19 protein-coding genes and 1 other RNA gene are annotated in these 23,864 nt (G+C 51.0%); 12 read left to right on the top strand and 8 right to left on the bottom strand.

The genetic code is table 11. From position 1 onward, the window contains the following. Window positions 1-287 precede the first annotated feature (287 nt). Window positions 288-1,541 (top strand): HD domain-containing protein, encoded by a 1,254-nt coding sequence (locus tag IPN95_06335; protein ID MBK9449022.1) that lies wholly within the window; start codon window positions 288-290, stop codon window positions 1,539-1,541. A gap of 42 nt (window positions 1,542-1,583) precedes the next feature. Here IPN95_06335 and IPN95_06330 read toward each other — a convergent pair whose 3' ends face one another. Further along, on the bottom strand, window positions 1,584-2,198 hold the full coding sequence (locus IPN95_06330) for an HAD-IB family hydrolase (GenBank protein MBK9449021.1): 615 nt from the start codon (window positions 2,196-2,198) through the stop codon (window positions 1,584-1,586). Then, window positions 2,167-3,075, bottom strand: coding sequence for a hypothetical protein (locus IPN95_06325; protein MBK9449020.1), 909 nt, complete (start codon window positions 3,073-3,075; stop codon window positions 2,167-2,169). The genes IPN95_06330 and IPN95_06325 overlap by 32 nt, the downstream gene beginning before the upstream one ends. Before the next feature lie 233 nt (window positions 3,076-3,308). On the opposite strand from IPN95_06325, the gene IPN95_06320 reads away from it, so the two are divergent. From IPN95_06320 to recO, 4 genes are read left to right on the top strand one after another with little or no spacing between them, the layout of a single operon-like run. Beyond that, the gene (locus tag IPN95_06320) at window positions 3,309-5,612 is read left to right on the top strand and encodes a hypothetical protein (protein MBK9449019.1); all 2,304 of its coding nucleotides are present in this window, start codon (window positions 3,309-3,311) and stop codon (window positions 5,610-5,612) included. A gap of 1 nt (window position 5,613) precedes the next feature. Beyond that, complete coding sequence (locus IPN95_06315; GenBank protein ID MBK9449018.1) at window positions 5,614-7,944, top strand: hypothetical protein; 2,331 nt, start codon at window positions 5,614-5,616, stop codon at window positions 7,942-7,944. Continuing rightward, a complete protein-coding gene (locus IPN95_06310) occupies window positions 7,941-8,519 on the top strand; it encodes a hypothetical protein (GenBank protein ID MBK9449017.1) in 579 nt (192 codons plus the stop codon). Before IPN95_06315 ends, IPN95_06310 begins: the two co-directional genes overlap by 4 nt. Beyond that, window positions 8,516-9,235 carry a DNA repair protein RecO gene (recO, locus tag IPN95_06305; GenBank protein ID MBK9449016.1) on the top strand — a complete coding sequence of 240 codons (720 nt, stop codon included), beginning with the start codon at window positions 8,516-8,518 and terminating at the stop codon, window positions 9,233-9,235. Before IPN95_06310 ends, recO begins: the two co-directional genes overlap by 4 nt. Before the next feature lie 162 nt (window positions 9,236-9,397). Here recO and IPN95_06300 read toward each other — a convergent pair whose 3' ends face one another. Continuing rightward, a complete protein-coding gene (locus tag IPN95_06300) occupies window positions 9,398-9,754 on the bottom strand; it encodes a T9SS type A sorting domain-containing protein (GenBank protein ID MBK9449015.1) in 357 nt (118 codons plus the stop codon). A gap of 94 nt (window positions 9,755-9,848) precedes the next feature. Between IPN95_06300 and rnpB the strand changes: the two genes are divergently transcribed. The 4 genes from rnpB (at window position 9,849) to IPN95_06280 (ending at window position 14,485) form a co-directional block, all read left to right on the top strand. Continuing rightward, an RNA gene (gene rnpB, locus IPN95_06295) (RNase P RNA component class A) lies at window positions 9,849-10,279 on the top strand. A gap of 92 nt (window positions 10,280-10,371) precedes the next feature. Then, window positions 10,372-11,442, top strand: a complete 1,071-nt coding sequence (locus IPN95_06290) for a PAS domain S-box protein (protein MBK9449014.1) — start codon at window positions 10,372-10,374, stop codon at window positions 11,440-11,442. Between the two features lie 161 nt (window positions 11,443-11,603). Then, complete coding sequence (locus IPN95_06285; protein ID MBK9449013.1) at window positions 11,604-12,041, top strand: response regulator; 438 nt, start codon at window positions 11,604-11,606, stop codon at window positions 12,039-12,041. Between the two features lie 98 nt (window positions 12,042-12,139). Beyond that, on the top strand, window positions 12,140-14,485 hold the full coding sequence (locus IPN95_06280; GenBank protein ID MBK9449012.1) for a response regulator: 2,346 nt from the start codon (window positions 12,140-12,142) through the stop codon (window positions 14,483-14,485). A 26-nt stretch (window positions 14,486-14,511) separates the two neighbouring features. On the opposite strand, the gene IPN95_06275 is transcribed toward IPN95_06280, so the two are convergent. The 4 genes from IPN95_06275 to IPN95_06260 all read right to left on the bottom strand — a co-directional run bounded on the left by IPN95_06275 (window position 14,512) and on the right by IPN95_06260 (window position 18,656). Continuing rightward, window positions 14,512-15,471, bottom strand: a complete 960-nt coding sequence (locus IPN95_06275) for a DUF3078 domain-containing protein (GenBank protein ID MBK9449011.1) — start codon at window positions 15,469-15,471, stop codon at window positions 14,512-14,514. A gap of 350 nt (window positions 15,472-15,821) precedes the next feature. Continuing rightward, a complete protein-coding gene (mscL, locus tag IPN95_06270) occupies window positions 15,822-16,277 on the bottom strand; it encodes a large conductance mechanosensitive channel protein MscL (GenBank protein ID MBK9449010.1) in 456 nt (151 codons plus the stop codon). 140 nt (window positions 16,278-16,417) lie between these two features. Further along, a complete protein-coding gene (locus IPN95_06265) occupies window positions 16,418-17,791 on the bottom strand; it encodes a T9SS type A sorting domain-containing protein (protein ID MBK9449009.1) in 1,374 nt (457 codons plus the stop codon). Between the two features lie 319 nt (window positions 17,792-18,110). After that, the gene (locus IPN95_06260) at window positions 18,111-18,656 is read right to left on the bottom strand and encodes a phosphoesterase (protein MBK9449008.1); all 546 of its coding nucleotides are present in this window, start codon (window positions 18,654-18,656) and stop codon (window positions 18,111-18,113) included. Window positions 18,657-18,832: 176 nt separating this feature from the next. On the opposite strand from IPN95_06260, the gene IPN95_06255 reads away from it, so the two are divergent. Both IPN95_06255 and IPN95_06250 read left to right on the top strand, forming a co-directional pair. Further along, a complete protein-coding gene (locus tag IPN95_06255) occupies window positions 18,833-21,037 on the top strand; it encodes a carbohydrate binding family 9 domain-containing protein (protein ID MBK9449007.1) in 2,205 nt (734 codons plus the stop codon). A 223-nt stretch (window positions 21,038-21,260) separates the two neighbouring features. Beyond that, window positions 21,261-22,151 carry a DUF1460 domain-containing protein gene (locus tag IPN95_06250; GenBank protein MBK9449006.1) on the top strand — a complete coding sequence of 297 codons (891 nt, stop codon included), beginning with the start codon at window positions 21,261-21,263 and terminating at the stop codon, window positions 22,149-22,151. Window positions 22,152-22,316: 165 nt separating this feature from the next. Here IPN95_06250 and IPN95_06245 read toward each other — a convergent pair whose 3' ends face one another. Further along, window positions 22,317-23,099: a hypothetical protein gene (locus tag IPN95_06245; GenBank protein ID MBK9449005.1), complete on the bottom strand. Its 783-nt coding sequence runs from the start codon at window positions 23,097-23,099 to the stop codon at window positions 22,317-22,319. Window positions 23,100-23,294: 195 nt separating this feature from the next. On the opposite strand from IPN95_06245, the gene IPN95_06240 reads away from it, so the two are divergent. Continuing rightward, entirely contained in the window at window positions 23,295-23,864 is a 570-nt protein-coding gene (locus IPN95_06240) for a hypothetical protein (GenBank protein MBK9449004.1), read from the top strand.

Below are 23,864 nucleotides of genomic sequence, written 5' to 3'. Positions count from 1 at the left end.
CAATAAAATCCAATCTAATGCTTGTTTTTTTGGCCCCTGGCTGCGTTGCTTAAAACGGTCGTAGCGCTGCTACGACTCGTTTCAAGCGCCTTGCCAGAAACCAAAAATCCTGCGCATCATCATGGATTTTATCAAAAGCATATTCCTTATGTAAACGCAGGGACGATAGGCGAAAATTTTGAGTAACTGTGCTACTTACGAGAATGGGTAAAGATGGTTGTGGCGAATCGGAAAAACAAATGTTGATTTTTCCGCCTTCGAATTGGCCTCTGAAAATGCGTTCCGAAATGCTATCTTTGCCCGTTCTGAGACTGCGCATTGTGAATCAAAACAAGATCATCAACGACCCCGTGCACGGGTTTATCGAAATTCCACGGGGGATCATCTTGGATTTGATCGATACCGATGTGTTTCAGCGGCTGCGCCGCATTCAGCAATTGGCATTGAGTTCGTTGGTGTATCCGGGCGCGGTGCATAGCCGCTTCAACCATTGCATTGGCGCGATGCACCTGACGGGTCAAGCCTTGGATGTGCTGCGCTCCAAGGGCGCGACGATCAGTCCCGAGGAATACGAGGCCACACTCATCGCCATTCTTTTGCACGACATCGGCCATGGCCCGTTTTCGCATGCGTTGGAGAGCGTGATCTTGCAGGGCTTGCACCACGAGCGCATGAGCAAGGCGCTGATGCAGTATCTCAATCAGCGTTTTCACGGTAAGCTGACCTTGGCCATTCAGATCTTCGAAGGGACCTATCCGCGGAAATTTTTGCATCAGTTGGTGTCGAGTCAGCTGGACATGGACCGCTTGGATTACCTGAAACGCGACAGCTATTTCACGGGCGTCGTCGAAGGTTTGGTGAGTGCGAGCCGCATCATCAAGACCTTGAATGTCGTCGACGACCGTATCGTCGTGGAAAGCAAGGGCATTTATTCGGTCGAGAAGTTCATCGTGGCGCGCAGGCTCATGTATTGGCAGGTGTACTTGCACCGCGCAGTGCTTGCTGGCGAATACATGATCGTGAACATCCTCAAGCGGGCCAAGGAATTGATGTATGGCAACCACAAGCTCTGGAAAACAGAGGCTTTGGAATTCCTGTTCGGCCAAAATACCTTGCTCGAACCCACGATCACACCCGAGATCATTCAGCGCTACATCGAGTTGGATGACAACGACATCATGGTCGCCATCAAACAATGGCGGCATTCGGGGGACAAGGTCTTGGAAATCCTCTGCGACAATCTGTTGCAACGGAAACTTTTGAAGGCAAGATTGCAGGATACCCCATTCCCCGAGGCCAAAATCCAGGAATTGAGAGCGGATTATCGCCGTCGATTGGGCCTCAACGATCAGGAAATCAAGTATTTCGTGTTTTCGGGTGACATCAGCAACATGGCCTACGTCGCCGGTCCGCAGGAGCCTATTGAAATCGTGCACAAAGACGGCACCATTGAAAACATCAGCACGGCGAGCGACATGCACAACATCATGGCGCTTTCGAGTCCGGTGAAGAAGTATTTTATTTGTTATCCGACTTGGTAGTCGTTGATTTTGAGTCAATTGATCAATATGCAGCCGCCCCGATCAAGCAAACTTCCGGTAAAATTTCCGGTGCGCCAGCGCAAACATCTCATTGTCACCCTTTGAATCCCCGTAGGCGTAGATCCGCTCAAATTGCTTGAGGTCAATCTCTTCCAGAATCCGGCGGGCCTTTTCGGGTCCGTTGCAGTTGGGTCCATCAAATTCGCCGTGGAACTTGTCGTCTTGCCAGGCTGCTTTGGTACAAATGCCTTTGATGCCTTGCGTTTCGAGCCACGGGCAGACCCAGATGTCAAGGGATGCGGTTACGACATAAACTTCATGGCCTTTGGAACGGTGGAAATGCAGTTTTTCAAGGGCTTCGTCTTGAAATAGCCGAGGAAGCTCGTCGGCGCAAAAACTGGTACCCAATTCCTCGAGGTCGGTGCGTAGCATGCCGTCAAAGTGGAATTTGAGGAAGCGTTTTTTTGCCTTTTCTGCAGGATAACGCCCGATCTTGTACAAGAACAGCATCGGTCCCAGGACGACAAAGCTCCAGAACAATTGTGAGCTCCCCTTGGCGAATTTCACAAAAGCAAACATCGTATCCTCACGTGTGAGGGTACCATCAAAGTCAAATAGGGCGAGCTTATGGCTTTCTTTGTCTGTGCTTTGCTCCATCCGATATCATCAACAAAAGCGGAATAAAAGGCATATACAATCGATACTCATTGATTCGGCCGACCACCATTGTTAAAAGGAAGTATCCGACCAACAGCAAATAAAAGTAATAGTTAATCTTGAAATTCCGCTTGACAAACTGCGTGATTTGTTGTCGGAAGACAATCAAAGCGGCTAAAATGAGGTAGGTCGCCGGGTTCCGCAACAAGTAGTACAACTTGATGTTGTCTTCGATCATGATCACTTTGGAATAATAGGCAGCTTCGGGAAAAATGACTTCTCCGAGCAAGATTTGGGCAATAATGGGGATCGGAATCAAGATGGCATAGCCTCGATTGCGGTAAAATGTTGCAAACAGGGCGTAGATGAGTGCGATGTCTGCACGACTGAAGCTGAGGGCAACCACCATCAAGGCATACAAGACAGCGCGGAGGCTTGAATCCCGCATGTCTCTCAAAATCAGTGCCGCCGTGAGGCAAAGTGCCATGAGCCCCATCGTGTCGGGACGCCAACCCGTGTATTGAAAAAAAATGTAGAGAATGCAGTATCCGAAACCGATTCCCCAGCGCCAACTGACTGACAATTTGTTGGTCAGAAGCCAAAGCAATTCCAATACGACAAATCCGAATACGGAATTGTAAGCCAAAACGGCATGGTTGAAGGGAAGAAATTCGCAGAGCAACTTCAAAGGAAGCAGCGGCAGGATGCGAAATTGGTCGGGTGCATCGCCGATGAATTTGAAAATGCGGTCATAAAACCCCAGCAACTGCTCGTGCTCGAGGTCTGCAACAAAAAACTTGTTGGCAGCATTGGCGACAAAGACAGCCAGCAAAAGATGGCAGACCCAGCGCAGCAGTCGATTGTTTTCCGGATTCAAGGTGTTGCAAGATAGCAGGTTCGGTCTGTGGTTGTGCAAAGCTAGTTGGCAGAAATTGCAAGGGACAACAGGATTTCAGGTGGAATGTCCTTCGAAGCTCCATTTTGGATGGTTTTGGAAGGTTGTTGATTCCAGTTTCGGTAGTTCTTTTTACCTATCTCTGCCCTCAAGATTTCATTAACTTTGTCTCCGAAGGCGACGGAAATCAGATTTTCCAGCCTATAGAAAGACTTTTGAAAGCACAATTCTCAAAATACCTTCTGCTGTTGTCCTTGATTTGGGGGTGGGATCAACTTGCCGCACAAAACGAGGGCCTGATCGCGCCGTATGACGGGTGGCATGCCTATGTCAGCCACAAAAATATCACTGAAATCTCCGGATTGGGGGATTCGATTTATGCGATCTCCGACGGCGGCGTGGTACTTTACAATGTGGGAGATGCCAGTATCGCTACCTACACGCGCGTCAATGGACTGAGCAGCGTCGATGCCACGGCATTGTTGGCCGATCCCGTCACGAGACGTGTTTTTATCGGGTTCAAAAATGGCATGATCAACTACCTTGATGCCGATGGACAACTCCACTACGTCACCGATATCCATCGCAACGAGCAGTTTACCACCAAAGGCATCAATCACTTTTTTGCCAGCGAAGGCCTGCTGTATGTTGCGACTGATTTTGGGGTAGTCGTGTATGACATTCTTGCCAAGGAAACGCGTTATGCCATTACAAAGGTTGCGAGCAATACGACCGGAATCGTCGTACGAGCCGTCACCAAGGCAAACGGCAGGCTATGGATTTCGATGGGGGCATTGGGTGTTTGGTCGTCAGATTTGTCGGCTTCGAATCTGACCCTGCCCGGAATTTGGCGCCAAGAATCGGGGCAACTTGGATTGCCTAGCGGAAGCAGCAACTATGTCTGCGCGACTGAGGATGTGGTGTTTGCCCAAGTTGCAGATACTGTATTTCAAAAGCGGCCCGGGCAAAATTGGACACGCTCCAATCTGCCTGTCGGGCAATATCTTTACCTTAATGCCTCCAACCGCAACGTTTACGCAACCTTGTCTCCCTCGACAGGCGTGGTGCTCTATCCCGACAGCAACATCATTTCCTTTGACAATGAGGGAATCATTCGCTGCAATTACATTCACAAATTTGGTGACATGATGATCGGAGACCGGTTTGCTGGGCTCCAACACCTGAAGTTCGGAACGGGACTTTTGCCTGCCGGACCCGCAGGACCCCGCAACAACCAAGTCGTAGATATCGCTGCCCACAAAGGTGAAATGTACATTGCCCCCAAAGGTCGCGTTGGCAGTTCGGCGAGATCGTATGACAAATCCGGCATCCCTTATTTCAACCTGCACAAAGACGGATGGAAAATCAACGACCACCGTATTGGTACGCTTTCGGTTGACTCGGTGTACATGGACTTTTACCGTGTGGCGATCGATACGTTGAGTGGTCGCTGTTTCGTAGGTTCTTGGGGAGAAGGGCTCGTCGAATTGCAAGGCGGTGAGGTTGTGCGCACCTACACCTCGGCAAATAGCGGATTAAGGTTGGGCACAGCGGGCCACATGGTTTCCGGATTGGTTTTTGACGATGTCGGGAACCTTTGGATCACCCAAGGTTTGAACAATACCCAGCTTAACATGCTGGACCCACAAGGCCAATGGCATGCCTTTGTATCTCCGATTCCGTTGTATGCGTTTGGGATCACGGTCGATGACCTCGGAAACAAGTGGATCATTAACAACGGCTCCGGTTTGGTGGTCTTCAATGACAATTACACGCCCGAGGTGCTGTCAGATGACCGTTGGATTGCAATCACCACTGCCTACGGCAGGGGAGGACTCCCCAATGGCACCGTGAATTGCGTCGTCCAAGACCATGACTTGCAGATCTGGATCGGTACGAGCGAAGGGGTATCCATCATGTATGATCCAAGTTTGCTGTGGACCAATGATTTTCAGGATGCAGCGTGCCCCATCATTGATGGATACTGCCTTTTCAGGGATCAGCAGGTGAATGACATTGCCGTGGATGGCTACAACCGCAAGTGGATAGCCACCGAAAACGGGGCCTTTTTGGTCAATTTGGACGGGACCGAGGTGCTCAAGCATTTTACCACGGAAAATTCGCCGTTGTTGGATGATGTCGTTCAAAGCATCGCCATTGACCAATGGACGGGTGAAGTGTACTTTGGTACTGCCAAGGGAACCATCAGCTATATCGGCGATGCCATTGAGGGCCGCGCCAATGCTGCTGAACTTTATGCCTATCCCAATCCGGCGATACTGGATCAGGAAACCGCAGTGATGATCAAGGGCATGCGTCGGTATTCGAAGGTCAAAATCACCACGGTTTCCGGAAGGCTGGTGCGTGAACTCGACTCACATGGCGGTGAAGTGCCTTGGGATTTGCGGGATACTTACGGAAACATGGTCACTCCCGGGATCTATTTGGCATTTGTGGCTGATCCTGACGGCAAGGGCGCTGGAATCACTAAAATCGCAATTCTTGAAAAACAAAATTGACATGAAACACTGCGCAAATTCCTTTGCTGTTGTGCGCAAGATTTCCATTGCCGTTTTGCTCTTGCTAGGTATCGGGTTGGGAGGTTTGACTTCAATGGTCTCGGCACAGCGGATTGCCCCTGTCAATCAATGGACTGCCTATACCAGCCACAATTCGCCGAAGCAGATCGTCAAGGTCGGGGATGAATTTTATGTCATTTCCAAAGGCGGATTGTTTACCTACAACCTCATCACCAAAAAGACACGCTCCTTCACTTCTGTCGAAGGAATGAGCCAAATTGACCCCACAGCAATCCATTACCACGCAGCAACCGGGAAGTTTTTTGTCGGTTTTAGCGATGGGATGATCAACACGTTTACAAATCCCGAGGATGGATTTGGGTTTGTCAGTGACATTCAACGCACCGAATTGTACCCTGCCAAAACCATCAACAAAATGATTTCCATCGGTGACTTGCTCTACATCGCCACCGAATTTGGCGTGGTGATATATGACATTCCGAAGGAAGAAACGCGTGCAACGGTGACCAAGGTTGGCGGCTGTCCGACCGGCGTGCCGGTGCGCGACATCCATGTATTTGGCGACTCGATTTTTGTGGCGATGGGCGAACATGGCGCTTGGCGCGCCTCCTACGATCACCCCAACTTGACCCTCCCGAGTGCTTGGACCGAAGTCACCGGATCCAATGGACTGCAGCCCGGCCATTCCAACTTTTTGGCAAGCACCGATTCCAAAGACTATTTGGAAATTGAAGATACCTTGTATCATAGGAACAGAGGAACATCACAATGGTCCGCTGCACCGATTCCACCACAGCGGTGGCGTTATGTGAAGGGATGGGGCGACTATTTGCTGCTCACCTACAGTACGGTGATCAGGATCGTGGCCCCCGGTGGACAGCAATCCCTTGTTTTTGCACGCGGCAACACCCAATGCGGCTATGTGGACTCCAATTTGGTCATGATCGGCGATACGGTCACAAGTTTGAGCAAATACCTCGGCGTATTTGATTCCTTGGAAGCTGCCTATCCGCCGGGACCCTACAACAACAAAGTCACCGCACTTGCCGTGGGTAACCAAGAGTTTTATGTAGGCCCTGAAGGGAAGGGCGGCTCATCGGCACCTGCCGGAAATACCGACGGATTCTGGCACTTCAATCCCAACAAAGGTTGGCACCGCTTTGACGTGGACGACGAACTTTCACGCGACTCCGTCTGGGCGGAATTTGCGCGAGGATGTTATCAATTGGAAGACAGCGTATGCTACATGGGTAGCTGGAACCATGGCGTTATTCGCCTCCAAGCTGGCAAAATCACCCATGTTTGGACTCCGATGAACTCCAACCTCAACAACGGGGTTGGGAACTCCATCCGCATCAGCGCGCTTGCGGTGGACAAGAGCAAAAACCTCTGGGCAACAGGCATCGTCGCGGACTTCAATCTCAATGTGTTCAGTTCGGAGGATTCTGTTTGGTATCCCTATTCCCTTGGAGGAACCTATCCGATCGGAATGGTCATCGATGATTGGGGAAGCAAGTGGATCAACAACCAAGGCTTAGGAATCACCGTTTTTAACGAAAATGGGACCTTGGATGTGACCACCGACGACAAAGTAAAACGTCTCACATCCGAAATCGGCCGGGGCGGCCTACCTACGAATACGGTTTATTCGATGGTAAAGGATTTAAGAGGGCAGATTTGGGTGGGGACATTGGAAGGCGTAGCCGTATTCGCCAACCCGAGCGCCGTTTTCAATACCACCTTTCCAGATGCGAGTTGCCCGGTGATCGAAGGTTTTTGCCTTTTGCGTGACCAACGCGTCAATGCAATTGTTGTCGATGGGGCCAACCGTAAATGGATCGGCACTGACAATGGTTTGTATGTCGTGAACCCGCAGGGAAACCGGCTTGTCGTACATTATACGGTAGACAACAGCCCGCTTTTCAGCAATCAAATCCTTGAGCTGCAGATCGATCAGCAGACTGGCGAAATTTTTGTCGGCACGAGCAAGGGATTGTTGAGCTTGATGGGAGAGGCCGTCGGCGGAATGGACAACAGCGACAGTCTTTATGTATACCCCAATCCCGTTGCAGGCGATTATGACGGTCCGATTGCCATCACAAGCTCCTACAAGGACGTCGAAGTCAAGATTACCACCGTTTCCGGACGGCTCGTCAGGGCACTTTCGGCCTTGGGTGGTCAGGCTATCTGGGACGGAAATGATGCTGCAGGCAACCGCGTCACGCCCGGCGTTTACCTCGCGATGGTGGCCGACAAGGAAGGAAAAAATTCAGGCATCGCCAAATTTGTCATTTTGGAAAGGAATCCATGAAACTGCTTTATCTCAGCGCCGAAAATCTCAAGAGTACCCCTTTTATCAAGGATCTTGTCTGGAATTACAAGGAAGTCGGCAAAAGCATCATCCTGCACGACCATTTTGGTTCCGTAGCCGATACGCGGTTTGTTACCAAGCGCATCTCTGCGTTGATGAGTGAGGAAATGATCACCAACAACGCCTTTTCAGGGGATCAGCGGAGCATTTTTGCGAAAACAGCGCTTGAATTGCAGGTCAGAAAAGAATTTTTGGAGCAGGCGCTAGAAACAGTGGATTTGTTGGTGCTCAATGCATTGGGAACCCAAGACGCATCCTCGGTCGCACTTGATCCTTTGGATGTGGCCATTCGCCTGCGCGAAGTTTGGGGCTTGGAACATATCCACGTCTTCCCTCGCAACAGCCGTTCCCCGATGGTCGTGTCGGCGCGAAGCCTTCAATCCCTCGCCGATATAGAGCCATTGCGTGCGGTCTATGAAGAGGAGGCCCAAACCCTTGCCAATGCCAGCAAATTGTTGCCCGTTGTACTTGCCGCCCCATCCAATTTCCTGAAGGCCCTCTCAGCGCAACCATGATCCGCAAGACGGAGGCCATTGTCCTGAATACGAGGAAGTTTGGTGATACGAGCTTGATCTGCACCATGTACACCAAGTCGTATGGCCGCCGCAATTTCATCATCAAAGGTTACCGGAGCACACGCGCACGCAAGCGTCACAGCTATTTTCAGCCAATGAGCATGATCGAGATTGTCTATTACCACAAAGACAATCGCGACTTGCAAATCATCACCGAAAGCAGCAACCGCTACTTCCTGCATACCCTCCAAACCGACCCGGTTAAGATCACGCTCGGCATGGTCGTGATGGAGATTTTCCATCAGACCGTCAAGGAAGAGGAGCCCAACTACCCCTTGTTTGAGTTTTTGGGGAATGTCCTTGCCGAATTGGACCGTCGGGACAAGCACCTGATCCATGTTTTTCTGCATTTTCTGGTGCAGCTCAGCAGCTACCTGGGATTTTTGCCGAGCGACATGGTCGAAGACCCGACCAAACCGATTCACTTTGACCTGCGCAACGGATTCTTGGAGAATGCCGCCCTCGCCGACAAGGGCGCCTGGATGACGCTCGCTTTTTCGAGGGTTGACTTGGCAAATTGTCATTCGATCCCGGTGAGCAAGGCTGAAAAGAATGACCTGATCGCGGCCATGATGGAATACTACCAAATCCACGTCGAAGGCTTCAGAATTCCGGAAAGCCTCACAGTGTTTCAGGAGATTTTTGGAGATAGGTGAGGTTTGGCCGCGAAGACTCGAAGTCAGCTTTGTGCTGAAGTTTTGCCACGAAGACACCAAGACACGAAGTCGGCTTTGCCTGGAGGTTAAGCCTTTGACAAACCCTTGCAGCAAAAAAAAAAAGAGACCCAAGGTCTCTTTGCTGTTGGCATCCGGAATCATTTAGATCACGGAAACGCGCTTCATTTTGGATTTCTCACCGTTGGAGACTTCCACCATGTAAATTCCTTTGGGGAACTTGCTCAAGTCCAGCGAAATCTGCTTGAGGCCAGCAAAGGGGGAGATCGACTCGGTGTACATTTCCTGACCGATGAGGCTGTAAACCTTCAGCTGCAAAGCTTGGGTTTCGCCAAAAGTTTCCATCGTGAGGGTCAAAGCACCGGAAGTCGGATTGGGATAGACAGTAAACTCTTTGAGGAAGGTATTGGCATATACTTCTTCAGTCACTGAGCTGGGCAAATGCGCGAACGCACCTACAGTCAGGAACAGAAAAGGCAATATGAGCAACAACTTTTTCATCTCTACAGATAGTCTTCTGTGGTATCGATACGTGAAACTAGGGAGATTGTTTGGCACATGCAAATGTGTTCGCATTTTTTTTTGGTAATTTTGAATCGCAGTCTGCGTCATCGCTGTGGCGGCAGTCGCCCGCCAAAGAGGAAAGTCCGGACAGTATAGGGCATCTCGCTACCTAACGGGTAGGATTCGTTGCAAAACGGAGACGGCAAGTGCAACAGAGAGTAGACCGCCACGCTGCGCAAGCGGCGGGGTAAGGGTGAAAGGGTGGGGTAAGAGCCCACCAGTGTCGGTGGCAACATCGGCAGCTAGGTAAACCCCGGGAGCTGAAAGGCCATGTAAACCGGCGTTGTCTGTCAAGGACCTTCCTGTCTCGCGACGGGCATAAGTGAAGGTCTGGCAGGCAGAAGGGTGCCCGCCCAAGCCGGAGGGTAGGCCGATGGAGCCGGCTGGTGACGGCCGGCCTAGATAAATGATGGCGATCCCGCACGCGGGGCACAGAATCCGGCTTATAAGACTGCCTGGGAACCCGCCGCGAGGCGGGTTCCTTGTTTAAATGAGATTTGCAATTCACCGCGCACCTCTTTATATTGATTGCTCATTCGATTCAAAACCCCAGGATGCAAGAGATCACCCCCGTCCAGCTTGCCCAGTTTTATGAATTGTCGCTCGACATGTTTTGTCTGGCGGGTAAGGACGGCTATTTTAAGTTCCTCAACCAAGCCTGGGAATCATGTCTAGGTTATACACGCGATGAATTGTTGGCAATTCCGTACGTGGATTTTGTACATCCCGATGACAAGGAAGCCACTTACGGAGCCGCAAAAATGCTGGCTTCGGGAAAGTATGTGATCAACTTTGAAAACCGCTACAAAGCCAAAGACAGCTCTTGGAAATGGCTCTCGTGGATGGCCTCTCCACAGGAAGACGGGAGTATCTATGCCGTAGCGCGTGACATTACCTCCCAAAAAGAGGATGCCAAGGCGACCGAACTTCTCCTGAGGAAATTGGAAATGACCAATCAGGAGCTGGATCGCTTTGCCTACGTTGTTTCTCATGACCTCAAAACTCCCTTGCGCGGCATCATCAACCTCACCGAATGGATCGTCGAGGACATGGGGGAAAATCTCAAACCGGAGGTCGCGGAGCACCTGCGCATGTTGCAAGAGCGTGTGACACGCATTCAAAACTTGATCAATGACCTGCTCGTTTATTCCAGGACCGGCCGCAGTCAGTCGAGAATTGTTACCGTGGACCTCCACCAACTGATCAAGGAGATTCTTGAAACGATTGAAATTCCTAAAGGCTTTCAGGTCGAAATCGACGGAACCCTGCCGTTGGTTCAGGGTGTGCGCGTGGAACTTTTTCAACTCTTTCAAAATTTGCTCGTCAATGCCGTAAAATACCGCTCAAGTGACCTCGGCCACGTCCAGATTTCCTGTCGGAGCCTAGGCGATAAATGCGAATTCAGGATTCATGATGACGGGATTGGCATTTCTCCCAAGCACCACCACAAGATTTTTGAAATTTTCCAACGCCTGGAAGAGAGTCCCAATGTAGAAGGAACCGGCGTGGGATTGGCCATTGTAAAGAAGATCATTGACGCGGCCGGTGGCGAAATCCGGGTCGAGTCACAAGGCGCCGGAGGAACTACATTCATCTTCACTTGGCCCAAAACGTTTCAAGCCTAGTCAAGGGTTCCCCGTTTGATGGGGGAAACACCAAGGCACCCTTTGGAATTGATCCGATTCCCCGACAGCTGTTTTCATCGCTGACTTTGTGTCGTTTATCGAAAATGCCGTTGATACCTTTTATGGATAGCTATTTTGCATACAATTGCCAACAATGATTCATGGAGTCTGAATTTCCAAAGCAGGAATTGAAGGTGCTGCACGTCGATGACGATGCAGTAGACGCCATGAATCTGCGGCGCGTGTTCAAGAAGCTGAATGTGAAACATGAAGTGAAACATGTCAACAACGGCAAAGAGGCATTGACACTGATGCGCGACGAGCCACGTTACGTTCCCAATGTCATCCTTTTGGATTTGAACATGCCGATTTTGGGCGGATTCGAGTTTTTGGAGGCCCTGCGAATGGATGCCGACTTGCAACATGTCTCCGTGTTTGTGCTTTCGTCTTCAGACCATTCGGCAGACATTGAAAATGCCTATGGCCTCCATGTTGCAGGTTATTTTCTCAAACCCCTTTCACCGGCAAAGTACAACCTCGTAATCAAGCGTTTGGTCGAGTTATGGGCCGTCTCCGAATTTCCAGTGGTAAGACGCTGATTTTTCTGACGAATCGCTCAAGAAAAACATCGCTTGCGTAGGTGCTTTCCCAAAAGATTTTGAAACTTGGAAAGTCTGATCCAGAGAAGGCTGTTACCATGAATCAATTGCGACATATTCTGCTGATCGACGATGATCAAGTTGATCGTCGCACGATTTCGCGCGCCTTGCAAAAGGATGGATGGAACGTGGATTTGGTGGAGGCAGAGAGCATCCGGCAGGCTTGGGAGCAAATCGGCATCCGGAATTGGGATTGCGTGTTTTTGGATTACCGGCTTCCCGGTGGTGATGGGTTGGAATTGTTGAAGCTCTTCAGGGCAAAGGGCTTTCACATGCCCGTCGTGGTGGTGACTTCGCAGGGAGATGAAAAAATCGCCGTCGAGGTCATGCGCGCAGGGGGAAGTGATTATATCACCAAAAACTTGCTCAATTCCGAGGCGGTCGGCACCGTTTTGCGCAACGCCTTGCGCATGCAGCTTGCCGAGGAGGAACGGAAAAAAACCGCCATCGCGCTCTCCGAATCAGAGGCAAGACTTGCTGAAGCACAGCGGATTGCCAATATCGGCAGCTGGGAATGGGATCCTGTTACCGAACAGGAATATTGGACCGAGCAGGTCTTTCATATTTTTGGCAGGGCCGATGCAAGCAACCGCTTCATGCCTTCCCAAAGCTTCACAAAATACCTTTTGCGGGATTGCCTCGAGCGCTTTGTTGATGCCTTCCAACGCTGCGTTCTCCAGAAACAGGCATTTAAGGTAGACCTGCGAATCGTGAAGGAAAATGGCGAGATGATCCCTGTCGAAATGCAAGGCAAGCCGATTTTGGATGTCGGGGGAAATGTATTGAAGGTCATCGGAACGATCCAAGACATCAGCACCCGCAAGGAAATCGAGCAGGAATTGCTGGATGCCAAAGAACTCGCGGAGCGCAATGCACACGCCAAGCAGGAATTTCTTGCCAATATGAGCCATGAGATTCGCACGCCGATGAATGCCATCATCGGGTTTTCCAAATTGTTGCTCGAATCAAAACTGTCGCCCCTGCAACGGGAATACCTCGAGGCCATCGATCTTTCAGGGGCTGCCTTGCTTGCCATCATCAACGACATTCTCGATCTATCTAAAATCGAGGCAGGGAAAATGATCTTCGAAACCGATTCATTTTCCATCAACGAATTGCTGCATTCTCTCAAGGAAATTTTCAAGCAGAAAGTTGCTGAATCTGGTCTCGAATTGAATGTCTCCGCTGGGCCCGGCGTGCCGCCCGTGGTCGTGGGCGATATGGCGCGGCTCAAACAAGTGTTGATGAACCTGATCAGCAATGCGCTGAAGTTTACTTCGACAGGTGAAATCGACGTCGAAGTCAAGCTGATCGAAGAAAATGAATCCACCGTACGCCTGCTGTTTGAGGTGGCGGATACCGGGATCGGCATTCCTTTGGAAAAACAGCAGGCCATCTTTGAAAGCTTCACGCAAGCGAGCAGCGAAACGACGCGCAAATTTGGCGGAACCGGCCTTGGCCTGACCATCAGCAAGCGCATTGTCGAGTCTCAAGGAGGTAAAATCGGTCTTGAAAGCACGCCAGGGGTTGGTTCGTTGTTTTTCTTCGAATTGAGTTTTGGCAGACCCTCAGACCAATCCTCTGGAATTCCGACCGCATTGGAGGCGCCTACACCCGCACCGATCGTGTTGCCACTGCGGATATTGCTTGCCGAAGACAATCGCCTCAATCAGCGATTGGCCACCATTGTCCTTGAAAATCTTGGGCATTCCGTCCTCGTAGCCAACAACGGCCGCGAAGCCGTCGAGATGGTACAATCCCAAAGACCCGACTTGGTTTTGATGGACGTCCAAATGCCCGAAATGGACGGTTTGGAAGCTACGCGCGCGATCCGCAACCTCGGTGACCCTGAATTGCGCACCCTCCCGATCATCGCGCTCACTGCCCATGCACTTCGCTCCGAAATCGATCGCTGCCTCGAAGCGGGGATGAATGCTTTCGTAGCCAAACCTTTTCAAGCGGCACAATTGGCCGCAAAAATCGCCGAACTCGCGCACAAAACGGAATCAAGGCAGCAGAATTTGAGCGACAGTCTACCGCTACCCAAACCCGATCTGACGGCCTTGGAAGCCATTGTTGGCAACGACAAGGCCTTTCGACGGGAAATGATCGACATCTTCCTCACCGAGGTGCCCAAAGCGATCAATGAAATGCAACAATCCCTGCAATATGGGGATACAAATACCCTCGCGAAGGTCGTCCATGGCGTTAAACCCTCGCTGCTGTTGTTTAATGTGCCCTATGCAGCGCAATTAATCAATGAAATCGAATCCGCCATCAATGCCAATCAACACTTGGAAACCATTGTGCCGCACGTCGAGGACTTGATCAAATCTGCTGAAGCAAGCATCGCAGCGCTCGTCGCCCTACAGGCCAAGCCCTGAGATGCGGGGTGGAACCCTATGCTACCTTAAAATTTATACGAAAATCCGAGGCCAAACACCTCCTTGAATTGCAGATTCGGACTTTTGCGTTGCACGCCATTGCCATCGAGTACTGGTTCGCCCGTGCGGGGATTGACCTGCGGAATCGCGATGTCGTGGTCATAAATCATGTCCGTAAACAGATTTACCACCAAGTACTTGTTGATTTTTGCGACAACCGCATTTGACCAGCGTATGTCAATGTTTTCCGGACGGTCGATGTAGTTGCTGAAAAGTTCAAGGTTGCTTTCCAATCCGACATTTTTCATGATGTCCTTCTTGAATTTGGCCTTCAATGTCGCTCCGAATTCCATGCGCATCTTGGTATAGGAACCTGGCCGGAAATCACCGAATTGGTCCCGGGAATTGACGCCGAAAGCCCCGACGTTTGCGAGGCTGTCGTCACCCACAATGGTCATTTTTCCAGAAATAGGAGAAACAAAGACGGAAAGATAGTCCTTTGGTTTCCAGTCGAGTCCGGCGGCAAGGATCAAGTAGGCAGGCGATAGGGCACGTGAAATGTACACGCTGTCCAATGGCTTCGCAAAACCTTTGGCAAACTGCGTGCGGAACGTGGCCAAACCCGAATAAAACACCTTTTCGCTCCAGGCTTTTTTGCCGTATTTGGAGTTCAATTCGATTTTGTCCTCGGCCTTGGTCACCGGTCCTTTTGGATCGTAGATGAAGTTGTTTTTCAAGAATCCGTAGGCCAAATCCAGCGAATTGTCCCAAGAACTCGTAGCCGCCTTGCGGTTGGCAAATACATTGAGGTTGCCGATCAAGGTCATGTTGCTCTGACCACCGGAAGCCCAGTTGGAGAGGGCAACCTGATTGTAGGTAATGCCACCCTGACCGCCCTTGGTCCATGGTTTTGGGATGGTATCGGTTGTTTGAGCGAAGGCCTGAGCGCCGCAAAGCAGCAGCAACAAGAAAATGAAATGTTTCATGAGGTGAATGGAGAATGGAAAATGATGAATGGAAAATGGAGAATGGAAAATGGATAATGGATAATGGAGAACTGCGAAGCAAATCAGCGAAGCTCATCGAAGATCGGCGCAGCCAATTGCGAAGCTAACGCAGCTCCGAGCCGAAGATGGAGAGGCAACATTGCGTACATCGCGAAGACCTTTGAAATAGTCATCTGTGAGCAATCGCGTCAGCAAATGAGAAACGAAGTTCAGCGAAGCTAAATGCGGAGCCTTTCAAAGTCCGCATCGTTTGGCGCTTAATTGAAAAAAGGGCAACCCGCCAAGGGAAGCTTTTTCCCCTCGCAGATTGCCCTTTTTGACATGAGTGATTAGTTGCGCTTGACCAACGCGTCGCGAATCTCGGTGAGCAAAAGCTCTTCCTTGGTGGGTGCAGGTGGTGCAACCGGTGCGGCAGGCGCTTCGGCTTGCTTTTTCTTCATGCGGTTCATGGCTTTGATCACCATGAAAATCACCAAAGCGACGACCAAAAAGTCAATGACCACGGTGATGAAGCTGCCGTAAGCAATGACAGCACCCAATTTTTTTGCTTCTTCCAGCGGGAGTCCCGGTGTTGCTGCTTGCGCCGCAGTCACCTTTTCACTCAAACTGAAATACAGGTTGTTAAAGTCCACGCCGCCAGTGAGCATTCCAATCAAGGGCATGACCATCCCATCAATAAAGGCAGTCACAACCTTGCCAAATGCGGCGCCGATGACCACACCGACTGCGAGGTCGACCAAGTTGCCACGCATGGCAAAATCCTTGAATTCCTGTACAAATCCCATTTTCTAATTTCAGGTGTTAAGTAAATCCGCCCTCATGGAAACAGCTCCACAGGACGCTAGAATGATAATTCGGCCCGAAAGTTAGTCAAAATTCTGTATTCCGCCGAAACGGTTGCAGCATCTTTTGTCTTCCTCCACGATTACTGCTTCACCAACTTCACGGTAAGGCGTTCACTTTCGAAGGTCACTTCCATGAAATAGATTCCGCTTTTGAGGTTGGCTCCGACTGCTTGCGTCCATTTTCCGGCTTGAACCGTCTTTTCGCCTTCCGAGGCAACGATTCGACCTTGCAAGTCCGACAATTTCCAGCTCAAAGTTCCGGGTTGGACCAGGGAAAGATGTACTTGGGTTGCGCTGTCAAATGGATTCGGCTGGGCTGCAATCATCATTGCATCATGGGTTTCTGTGTCATTTTGCGTAAGAAACGTCACGACAATCGTATCGGTATCCGTGCAACCATTCGCCGCCGTGACCACCAGCGTATAAGTTCCCGCCTGCGTAATTACAGCAGGATTGGTCGTCGCGCCGTTGCTCCAGAGATATTGCGCCCCGGGCACGACTGGCGCTTGCAGCAACAAGGTATCCCCAAAAAAGACGATGTCGGCTCCCAAATCCGCATTCGGAGGCGTCACAAGCGTGGTCATGTCGGCTTCGTAAAGATTGCCGCCCAATACGCCGTTGAGCAATTCGTCAGTCATGTACAGGTGGGTGCTGTCCTTCCAAGCTGCCGCCTCGATTTGCGTAAAGGCATAGGTGCGCATCACATTGGACCCGCCAAAAAAGTCCGCACCTTGGAAGCAGGAAAAGATCCAACACCGTGGATAGGAGAGCAGCACCAAGTGGTCCTTGCCCGGACTCAAAGCTGCGCCGCTGACCCAATAATTGAGCATCGGACCCGGACCGAGGTAAATGCTGTCGATCAATTCGGCGACATACGTGCCTGTATCTTGCGGCAGCCGATACATTTTGGTGTAGCCGTCGAATGGATTTGTCCTGTTTTTGGAGAAGAGGTACAGCGAATCGCCATAGGCCACAAAGGCCTCCATGTCAAAATTGAGCAAGGAATCCGCCGGCGGAAAGTCGAATTGATCGGGATAACTGAAGTCGATGCGGCCCGGAACAACGCTGTTGCCGGCGATGCTGTCGGGATTGGGAAGCTTGTAAATGACGAGGCCTGTGCGGTTGTTGGAATTGTTGCCGAAGTCGCCGACAAACACTTCGCCCGCATCATTTTGGGTCAGGTCTTCCCAATCGTTGTTGCTCACGCCCGACAATGTCAACGTGCGCAAAACCGTGCCATTGGTATCAATTTGATGGATTTCATTCGGATTGCCGCCATCGTTGTGGCTCCACAGCCGGTTCGGTCCCGTGAAAATCAATCCCGAAGTCTCGGTCAGCGCATTGGGCATCACAGCGACCATCCTGCGGGGCAACGCTTGCGCATGCGCAAGCGAGTGTGAGCAAGCGAGTGTGAGTGTGAGCGAGAGAAACAGCAAAATTCGGCGTAGCAACATGCCGCAATTTACGAATGGGGATTGGTTTTTTGTTGCGGACGGTTTAAACGCCCCGCTCGCGGGACAGGCGCCGCCCGCAAAGCGTTCGGAAAGTGGCAGAAAGTCTTTCGTATAGAAAAGTAGAGATCGCACAGCCTCATCTCGATTCCAGTGCCAAAGGTGATGCTAACATCGCTCCTGGGCGCGTCGTAAAGTTGGAAGCCTTCAGGCAGAAATATGCCGTATAAAACGCAGCCACTAACGAGTAACTCTCAACTCTCAACTCTCCACAATCAGCCCAAACACGAACACAGCCCAATGCTGACTCTGAACTCTGAACTCAAAACGGTCTAACCCAAGTTTTCTGTTCCATGATTTTCCGAATCTGCTGAAACGAAATCGGGGCATAACCATGGCAATCCACCCCGACATCGATGCTGAGGAGCGTCGGATCATCGGGCAAAGTCCCGTGGCTATGGCCATACAATTGCCAGGATCCATGGTGCGACGCGTTCCAGACGCGCATCGCGTAATGCATCAATACGATCATTTGTTTGCCATTTCCTGCAGGATCCGGATGGTACATTTCATGGTAATCTTTGACCCACTCAAACCGGTCGGGCATCGAAAGTGCCGTTTTCTCGTGGTTGCCCTTGATCAGGTAGATCTTCCCATTCAACCGGTCCAAAATCCGTTTGCAAGGTTCGACATTGCACAAGGCAAAATCCCCCAAATGGTAAACCTCATCGTCGGGCCCCACCACCGAATTCCAATTCGCAATCAGGATTTCATCCATATGATTGGCAGTAGCAAAAGGCCTTTTGGTGTATTTGATGATGTTTTCGTGTCCGAAATGCGTGTCTGCTGTGAAGTATGTTGTGCTCATTTTGTTTCTGTTTTTTTGATGCCGCGAAGGTAGCGCCCGCGGCATTGGATTGGTGCTTGGGGATGCGCGAATGGTTGGAATTTTTGAGTGAGTGGGGTTTGGGTGGCCCAGCCCCCCAATTCCCGCAACATCCGCCCCCGCCAAGTATCCACAAATGCGCTATCTTCGCCTTGTCGATGAGAGCAAAATTGAAATTGATGTCGTGGGTCGTGCGCCTGTTGGGCGTGTGGATATGCCTTTTTGCGCCTGTGGGGGCCTATTCACAGATGGATTCTGTCGCGCAGCCTGCCAAGGGCCTTCGGATTCACAAGGCCGTTTCCCCGATTCAGGTGGATGGGAAAATCGAGGAATCAGACTGGAAATCCGCCGAAGTAGCGCGGAATTTTTGGCAGCAATATCCTTACGATACGGCTGATGCGGTCTCGCATACGGAGGTGCGCGTGACCTACAACGATCAGTTTTTGTACATTTCGGCGGTCTGTTGGGACGACAAGGCGGGGGACTATATTGTGCAGTCGCTCAAACGTGATTTTTCCTATCCGGTGACGGATGCATTTGGGGTATATATTGATCCGTTCAATGACAAAACGAATGGTTTCAATTTTACCGTTTCGCCTCTTGGCGTGCAGCGGGAGGGACTTTTGGAGAATGGTGGCTCGTTTGGTGTGACCACCAATTGGGACAATAAATGGTATTCGGAAGTTGCGCAATATGAGGACCGTTGGGAGGTCGAAATGGCCATTCCCTTCAAAACATTGCGGTTTAATGAGGGCGCAAATTCTTGGCGCATCAACTTTAGCCGCAATAACCTCAAATGCAATGAAAACAGCTGCTGGGTGCCAGTCCCCAGAGCATTTAATGTTGCGACACTTGCATTTACGGGGGAGATGATCTTCGACGAGCCGCCCAAGCGTTCTGGCCCGAATGTGTCCTTGATTCCCTACGTTTTGGGGAGGTACACGGGCGATTATCAGGCAGGGGACGAACAATTTAAGCCCAATATTTGCCTCGATGCGAAGATTGCGGTCACCTCTTCCTTGAATTTGGATTTGACCGTCAATCCGGATTTTTCGCAGGTAGAAGTGGACCGACAGGTGACGAATCTGAGCCGTTTCAGCCTGTTTTTTCCTGAACGTCGGCAGTTTTTCATAGAGAACAGTGACTTGTTTGCACAGAATGGGTTTTCGCAGATACGGCCCTTCTTTTCGCGGCGAATTGGTTTGGCACAGGGACGTGAGGTGCCGATATTAGGCGGTGCAAGGCTCAGTGGCAAGCTCAATCCCAATTGGCGCATCGGCGTGATGGACATGCAAACGGAGGGCATCGGGGCCTTGGGTTTGCAGGGGCAAAATTATGGTGTGATGTCCATTCAGCGGAAGGTGTTGGCCCGCAGCAGCGTCGGTGCCATGTTGGTGAACCGCCTCGGATTCAACGGCAAACGTCCGGATTTTACCGACTACAATTTGGTGGGCGGTTTGGACTACAATTACGGTTCCAAAGACAACCGTTGGCGCGGAAAGGGATTTTACCACCGCTCATTCGGCCCTGAAAGACAAAAGAAGGAGAGTGCCAATGGCGTCTGGATGATGTACAGCGACCAATTTCTCACCTTCCACTACAACCATGAATGGGTGGACCGCAACTACAATGCAGAGGTCGGATTTGTGCCGCGTCTGCAATATTTCAGGCTGGAACCAAATGGCACCTACAAATTTTATCCGAAAAAGGGACCGGTATTGAGCCATGGTCCGGAGTTTTATGCGAGCTGGTATTGGGACAATGAAAGCTGGCAAAGTATCGAACGCGTGACGAGCCTCGGTTATAGTTTCGTGATGCGCAACCGGGCGGAGTTTGGTGTCGGCGCCAAGCAGTCTTACGTGTTTTTGCAAAACTCATTTGACCCGAGCAATACGGGCGCGACGCCCTTGGCCGATTCGACGGGGTATGCATGGCGCGACGCCACGATCGAATATGCATCCGACTTCCGCAAGAAATTTACCTACACTGCCCGGGCGAGTTATGGGGGATACTTCAATGGGCAGCGCGGAAATGTTGGCGGCACACTCAGTTTCCGTGCGCAGCCTTGGGGGATTTTTTCGATTGACTTCGACGAAAACTATATTGTGCTGCCCGATACGACGGTATTTTTGAGTTTGATCAGTCCTCGCTTCGAATTGTCATTTACGCGAAGCCTGTTTTTCACGACTTTCTTTCAGTTTAATACGCAGACGCAAAATTTCAACATCAATGCAAGGTTGCAATGGCGCTTCAAGCCGATGAGTGACCTTTACCTTGTATTGACCGACAACTACAACATGCCCGGCATCAGCGTCAAGAACCGCGCCGTCGTGCTGAAATTGAATTATTGGTTCAATTTGTAGGGTTTCTTGTTTGGCCACGAAGTCACGAAGACACAAAGTCAGGCAGCATTTTCTACGTGCCTTTGTGTCTTCGCCGCGTCCGCCGAAGGAGGGTGGCAAGAATCCAAAGGAAAACAGTTGCAGAATTCACAGGTACTCCTTAACTTGAGCTTAGTTTGGAAGAAAGAACGGCTTTGCTGGGCCGGGAAATTTTGGGATTAATGCTTATTTGGGAAAAGGGCTTATGACACGCATCTTGCTTTGCGCGTTGGTTTTCAGTCTGTTTGCTTTCGTCTCCTACGCCTCGGGCGGCTCTGCGGGTGCAGGTCCGGTTCCGCCGAGCAACCACTATGTGGTCAATGGGTCGATGGCCAAATTCGAATCCTTGTATCAGGAAGGGAAGGGGATGGGCTACTTTTTTTACGAAGAGCTCACGAGCAAACTTCTGCCGAAGTTCAAGGGGATTCCCTACGGTTCCGGTGGCGCGGGTTGCCCGAGCGACAAGACCCTGGTGAACTTCCAAAGCTTTGATTGTGTGACCTTTGTGGAGACATGGTGGGCCTTGTCCTATTCGCTGTTTGAGGTGCAGAGCAACAAGGTGCCCAAGGCGAGCAAACCCTTCGATGTCTTTTGCAAGAACCTGAACCGCATCCGCTACTTCGGGGGCGAAAACTGCGGCATTGAACACCGCATCCATTATTTTACCCAGGCCTTGGAGGAACTCGACCGCAGCGGATTGGCCTTCAATGTCGCGCTGGCGAATGGATTCCCCTTCAAGAAAAAGATCGATTACATCACCCAAAACACCGGCATCTACGGCGAATTGTCCACGAGCGCGCAGCACAAAAGCTATGAAACGGTCCTGAACAAGACCCCAAGGTACTTCTATCCGGCGGCAAACCGGGAAATGTACTATCCGATGGCCAAAGACGGTGACATCATCGCCTTCGCCTCCTCGGAACCCGGTCTCGATGTGAGCCACTGCGGCATCGTCACCGTGGAAGACGGCGAACCCAAGCTCAACCACGCTTCCCAACTCTACGACAAAGTCGTCGTCGGCCAAGACCTCGAAATGTACATGCGCAGCCGCGCCGGCAAGGTGAACGGTTTTTTTGTGTACAGACCACGCCACTAGGGGGCAGAATCTAGATCAGAATTTACAGAATTTGCAGAATTTCCAAAATGGGAAGGCTAGCGTGAGCGCCATTCTGTAAATTCCGGGAATTCTGTAAATTCTGATTCAGAAAGGCTGATTCTGAGAATTCGGTAAATTCTGAGAATTCTGATTCAGACAACACGCTCATCTCCAGAACATTCGCTCAATCAGTCCCGGTTTTTGGGCGTGGGCATCTTTGATTTGGACGCGGCCGGTGAGCCGGACTTCGCCGTCGAAGACTTGGCCTTGTTGCGGAACGAACGGCAGCGATCGGTTGGCGACGACTACGTCGATGTTGCCGAATACGGTCTTGATTTCCAGCCAGTAAAATTCCTGTTGGGTATGGTGGTTGCGTTTATGGGCGGCATGGACGACGATCCCGTCGAGGCGCATCAAGGAGGAAATGCGTTCGTTGTGGGCACGGTCTTGCTCGATGGGGCGCAGACCTTCGAGCGGCTTGCCGGGATGGGCTTTGCGGTAGTCTTCGACGTTTTCGTACACGTGCACATCGCGGGCGAAGCCGACGAGTTGCACGCTCGCCTTGGCGGGCAGGAGCACATGCGGCACGAGGTGGGCGTCGGGCAGGTCGAAGGCGAAGATCGGATGCGGTGCGGATGCGGGAGTACCTGCATCCGCATGTAACGCGCGCGCCTCAAATGTGCCGTCGAGCGGACGTTCCTCGTAACCTTGGGCATGCAGGAGCTCGACTTCGATGGCATTGGAGGAATGGAAATGGCAATTCATCCCCGCGATTTGTTCGTCGCTGTCGATTTGAACCCACAATTCGCCGCCGGAGGGATCTTGAAAACAATAGTATTGGTTGCGGCCCGCCCTAAAGGCTTTACCTTTGCGGTAGACCATCTCTGCCAAAGCCTGAAATTCTTCCAAGCTATGTGCCTCAAAACCAATGTTGGCCAGATTGCGCATTGTGACTTTACGGGTAAAACAGCAGACCAGAGCGAAATGTCGGCTTCAGCCGATGAATTTCGGTAAATGGATGGATTTTCCGACGATGATTTTTCCCACATCGCTTTTCATTCGTCCTGAAAATGCCTCTAAACTTGCACAACCTTGTGTTTTGCCCTGCCTTTCCGCAACTTTGTCCATCAAATTTTGTCCCTTATGTACCGCGAATTCATCAAACGGAAGTTCCCTCACAACGAAGACATCGGCCTTTTTGTCGCCCCGAGGTTGCCTGCCACCAAACTCGGCAAAATTTTGATGAAGGAAAACCGCGTCAAACAGCCGAGCGAGGTGATCGCGATGTACGTGGAAACCGGATTTTGGGGCAGTACCTACCTGATTGTCACGGATACCAAATGCTTCTACGACGGCGGAATGTTTGACCTCGAAACCCTGCGCAGTTGCAAGGCAGACGGGAAAACCATCGACTTCATGATTTCGGGAATGGGCAGCACCTACAGCCAAAAGGTCAAGCTCGGGGATGAAAACGCGGCCGCGACGATTGCCAAGGTGATGGACGATTTGGCCTATTTTGACAAGGATGCAGCGAATGAAACCGCGCCCGATCCTGAAAAATACAAGGCCTTCGAAGGGCAAGCATTGGATTGGCTATTGTTGCGCGACGAGGTGATGCGCACGATCGACCAACTCTACGAACGCTTCCAAGACGGCAAACTTTCCATGCTCGAGTACGAAGGCAAAAAGGCCGAATTGCTCGCAAGACTCTGA

It is taken from the genome of Bacteroidota bacterium (genome assembly GCA_016718825.1).
Taxonomy (GTDB): Bacteria; Bacteroidota; Bacteroidia; order J057; family JADKCL01; genus JADKCL01.
Note: the sequence above shows the minus strand (reverse complement) of the source record. Positions and strands in the feature narration are given on the sequence as shown.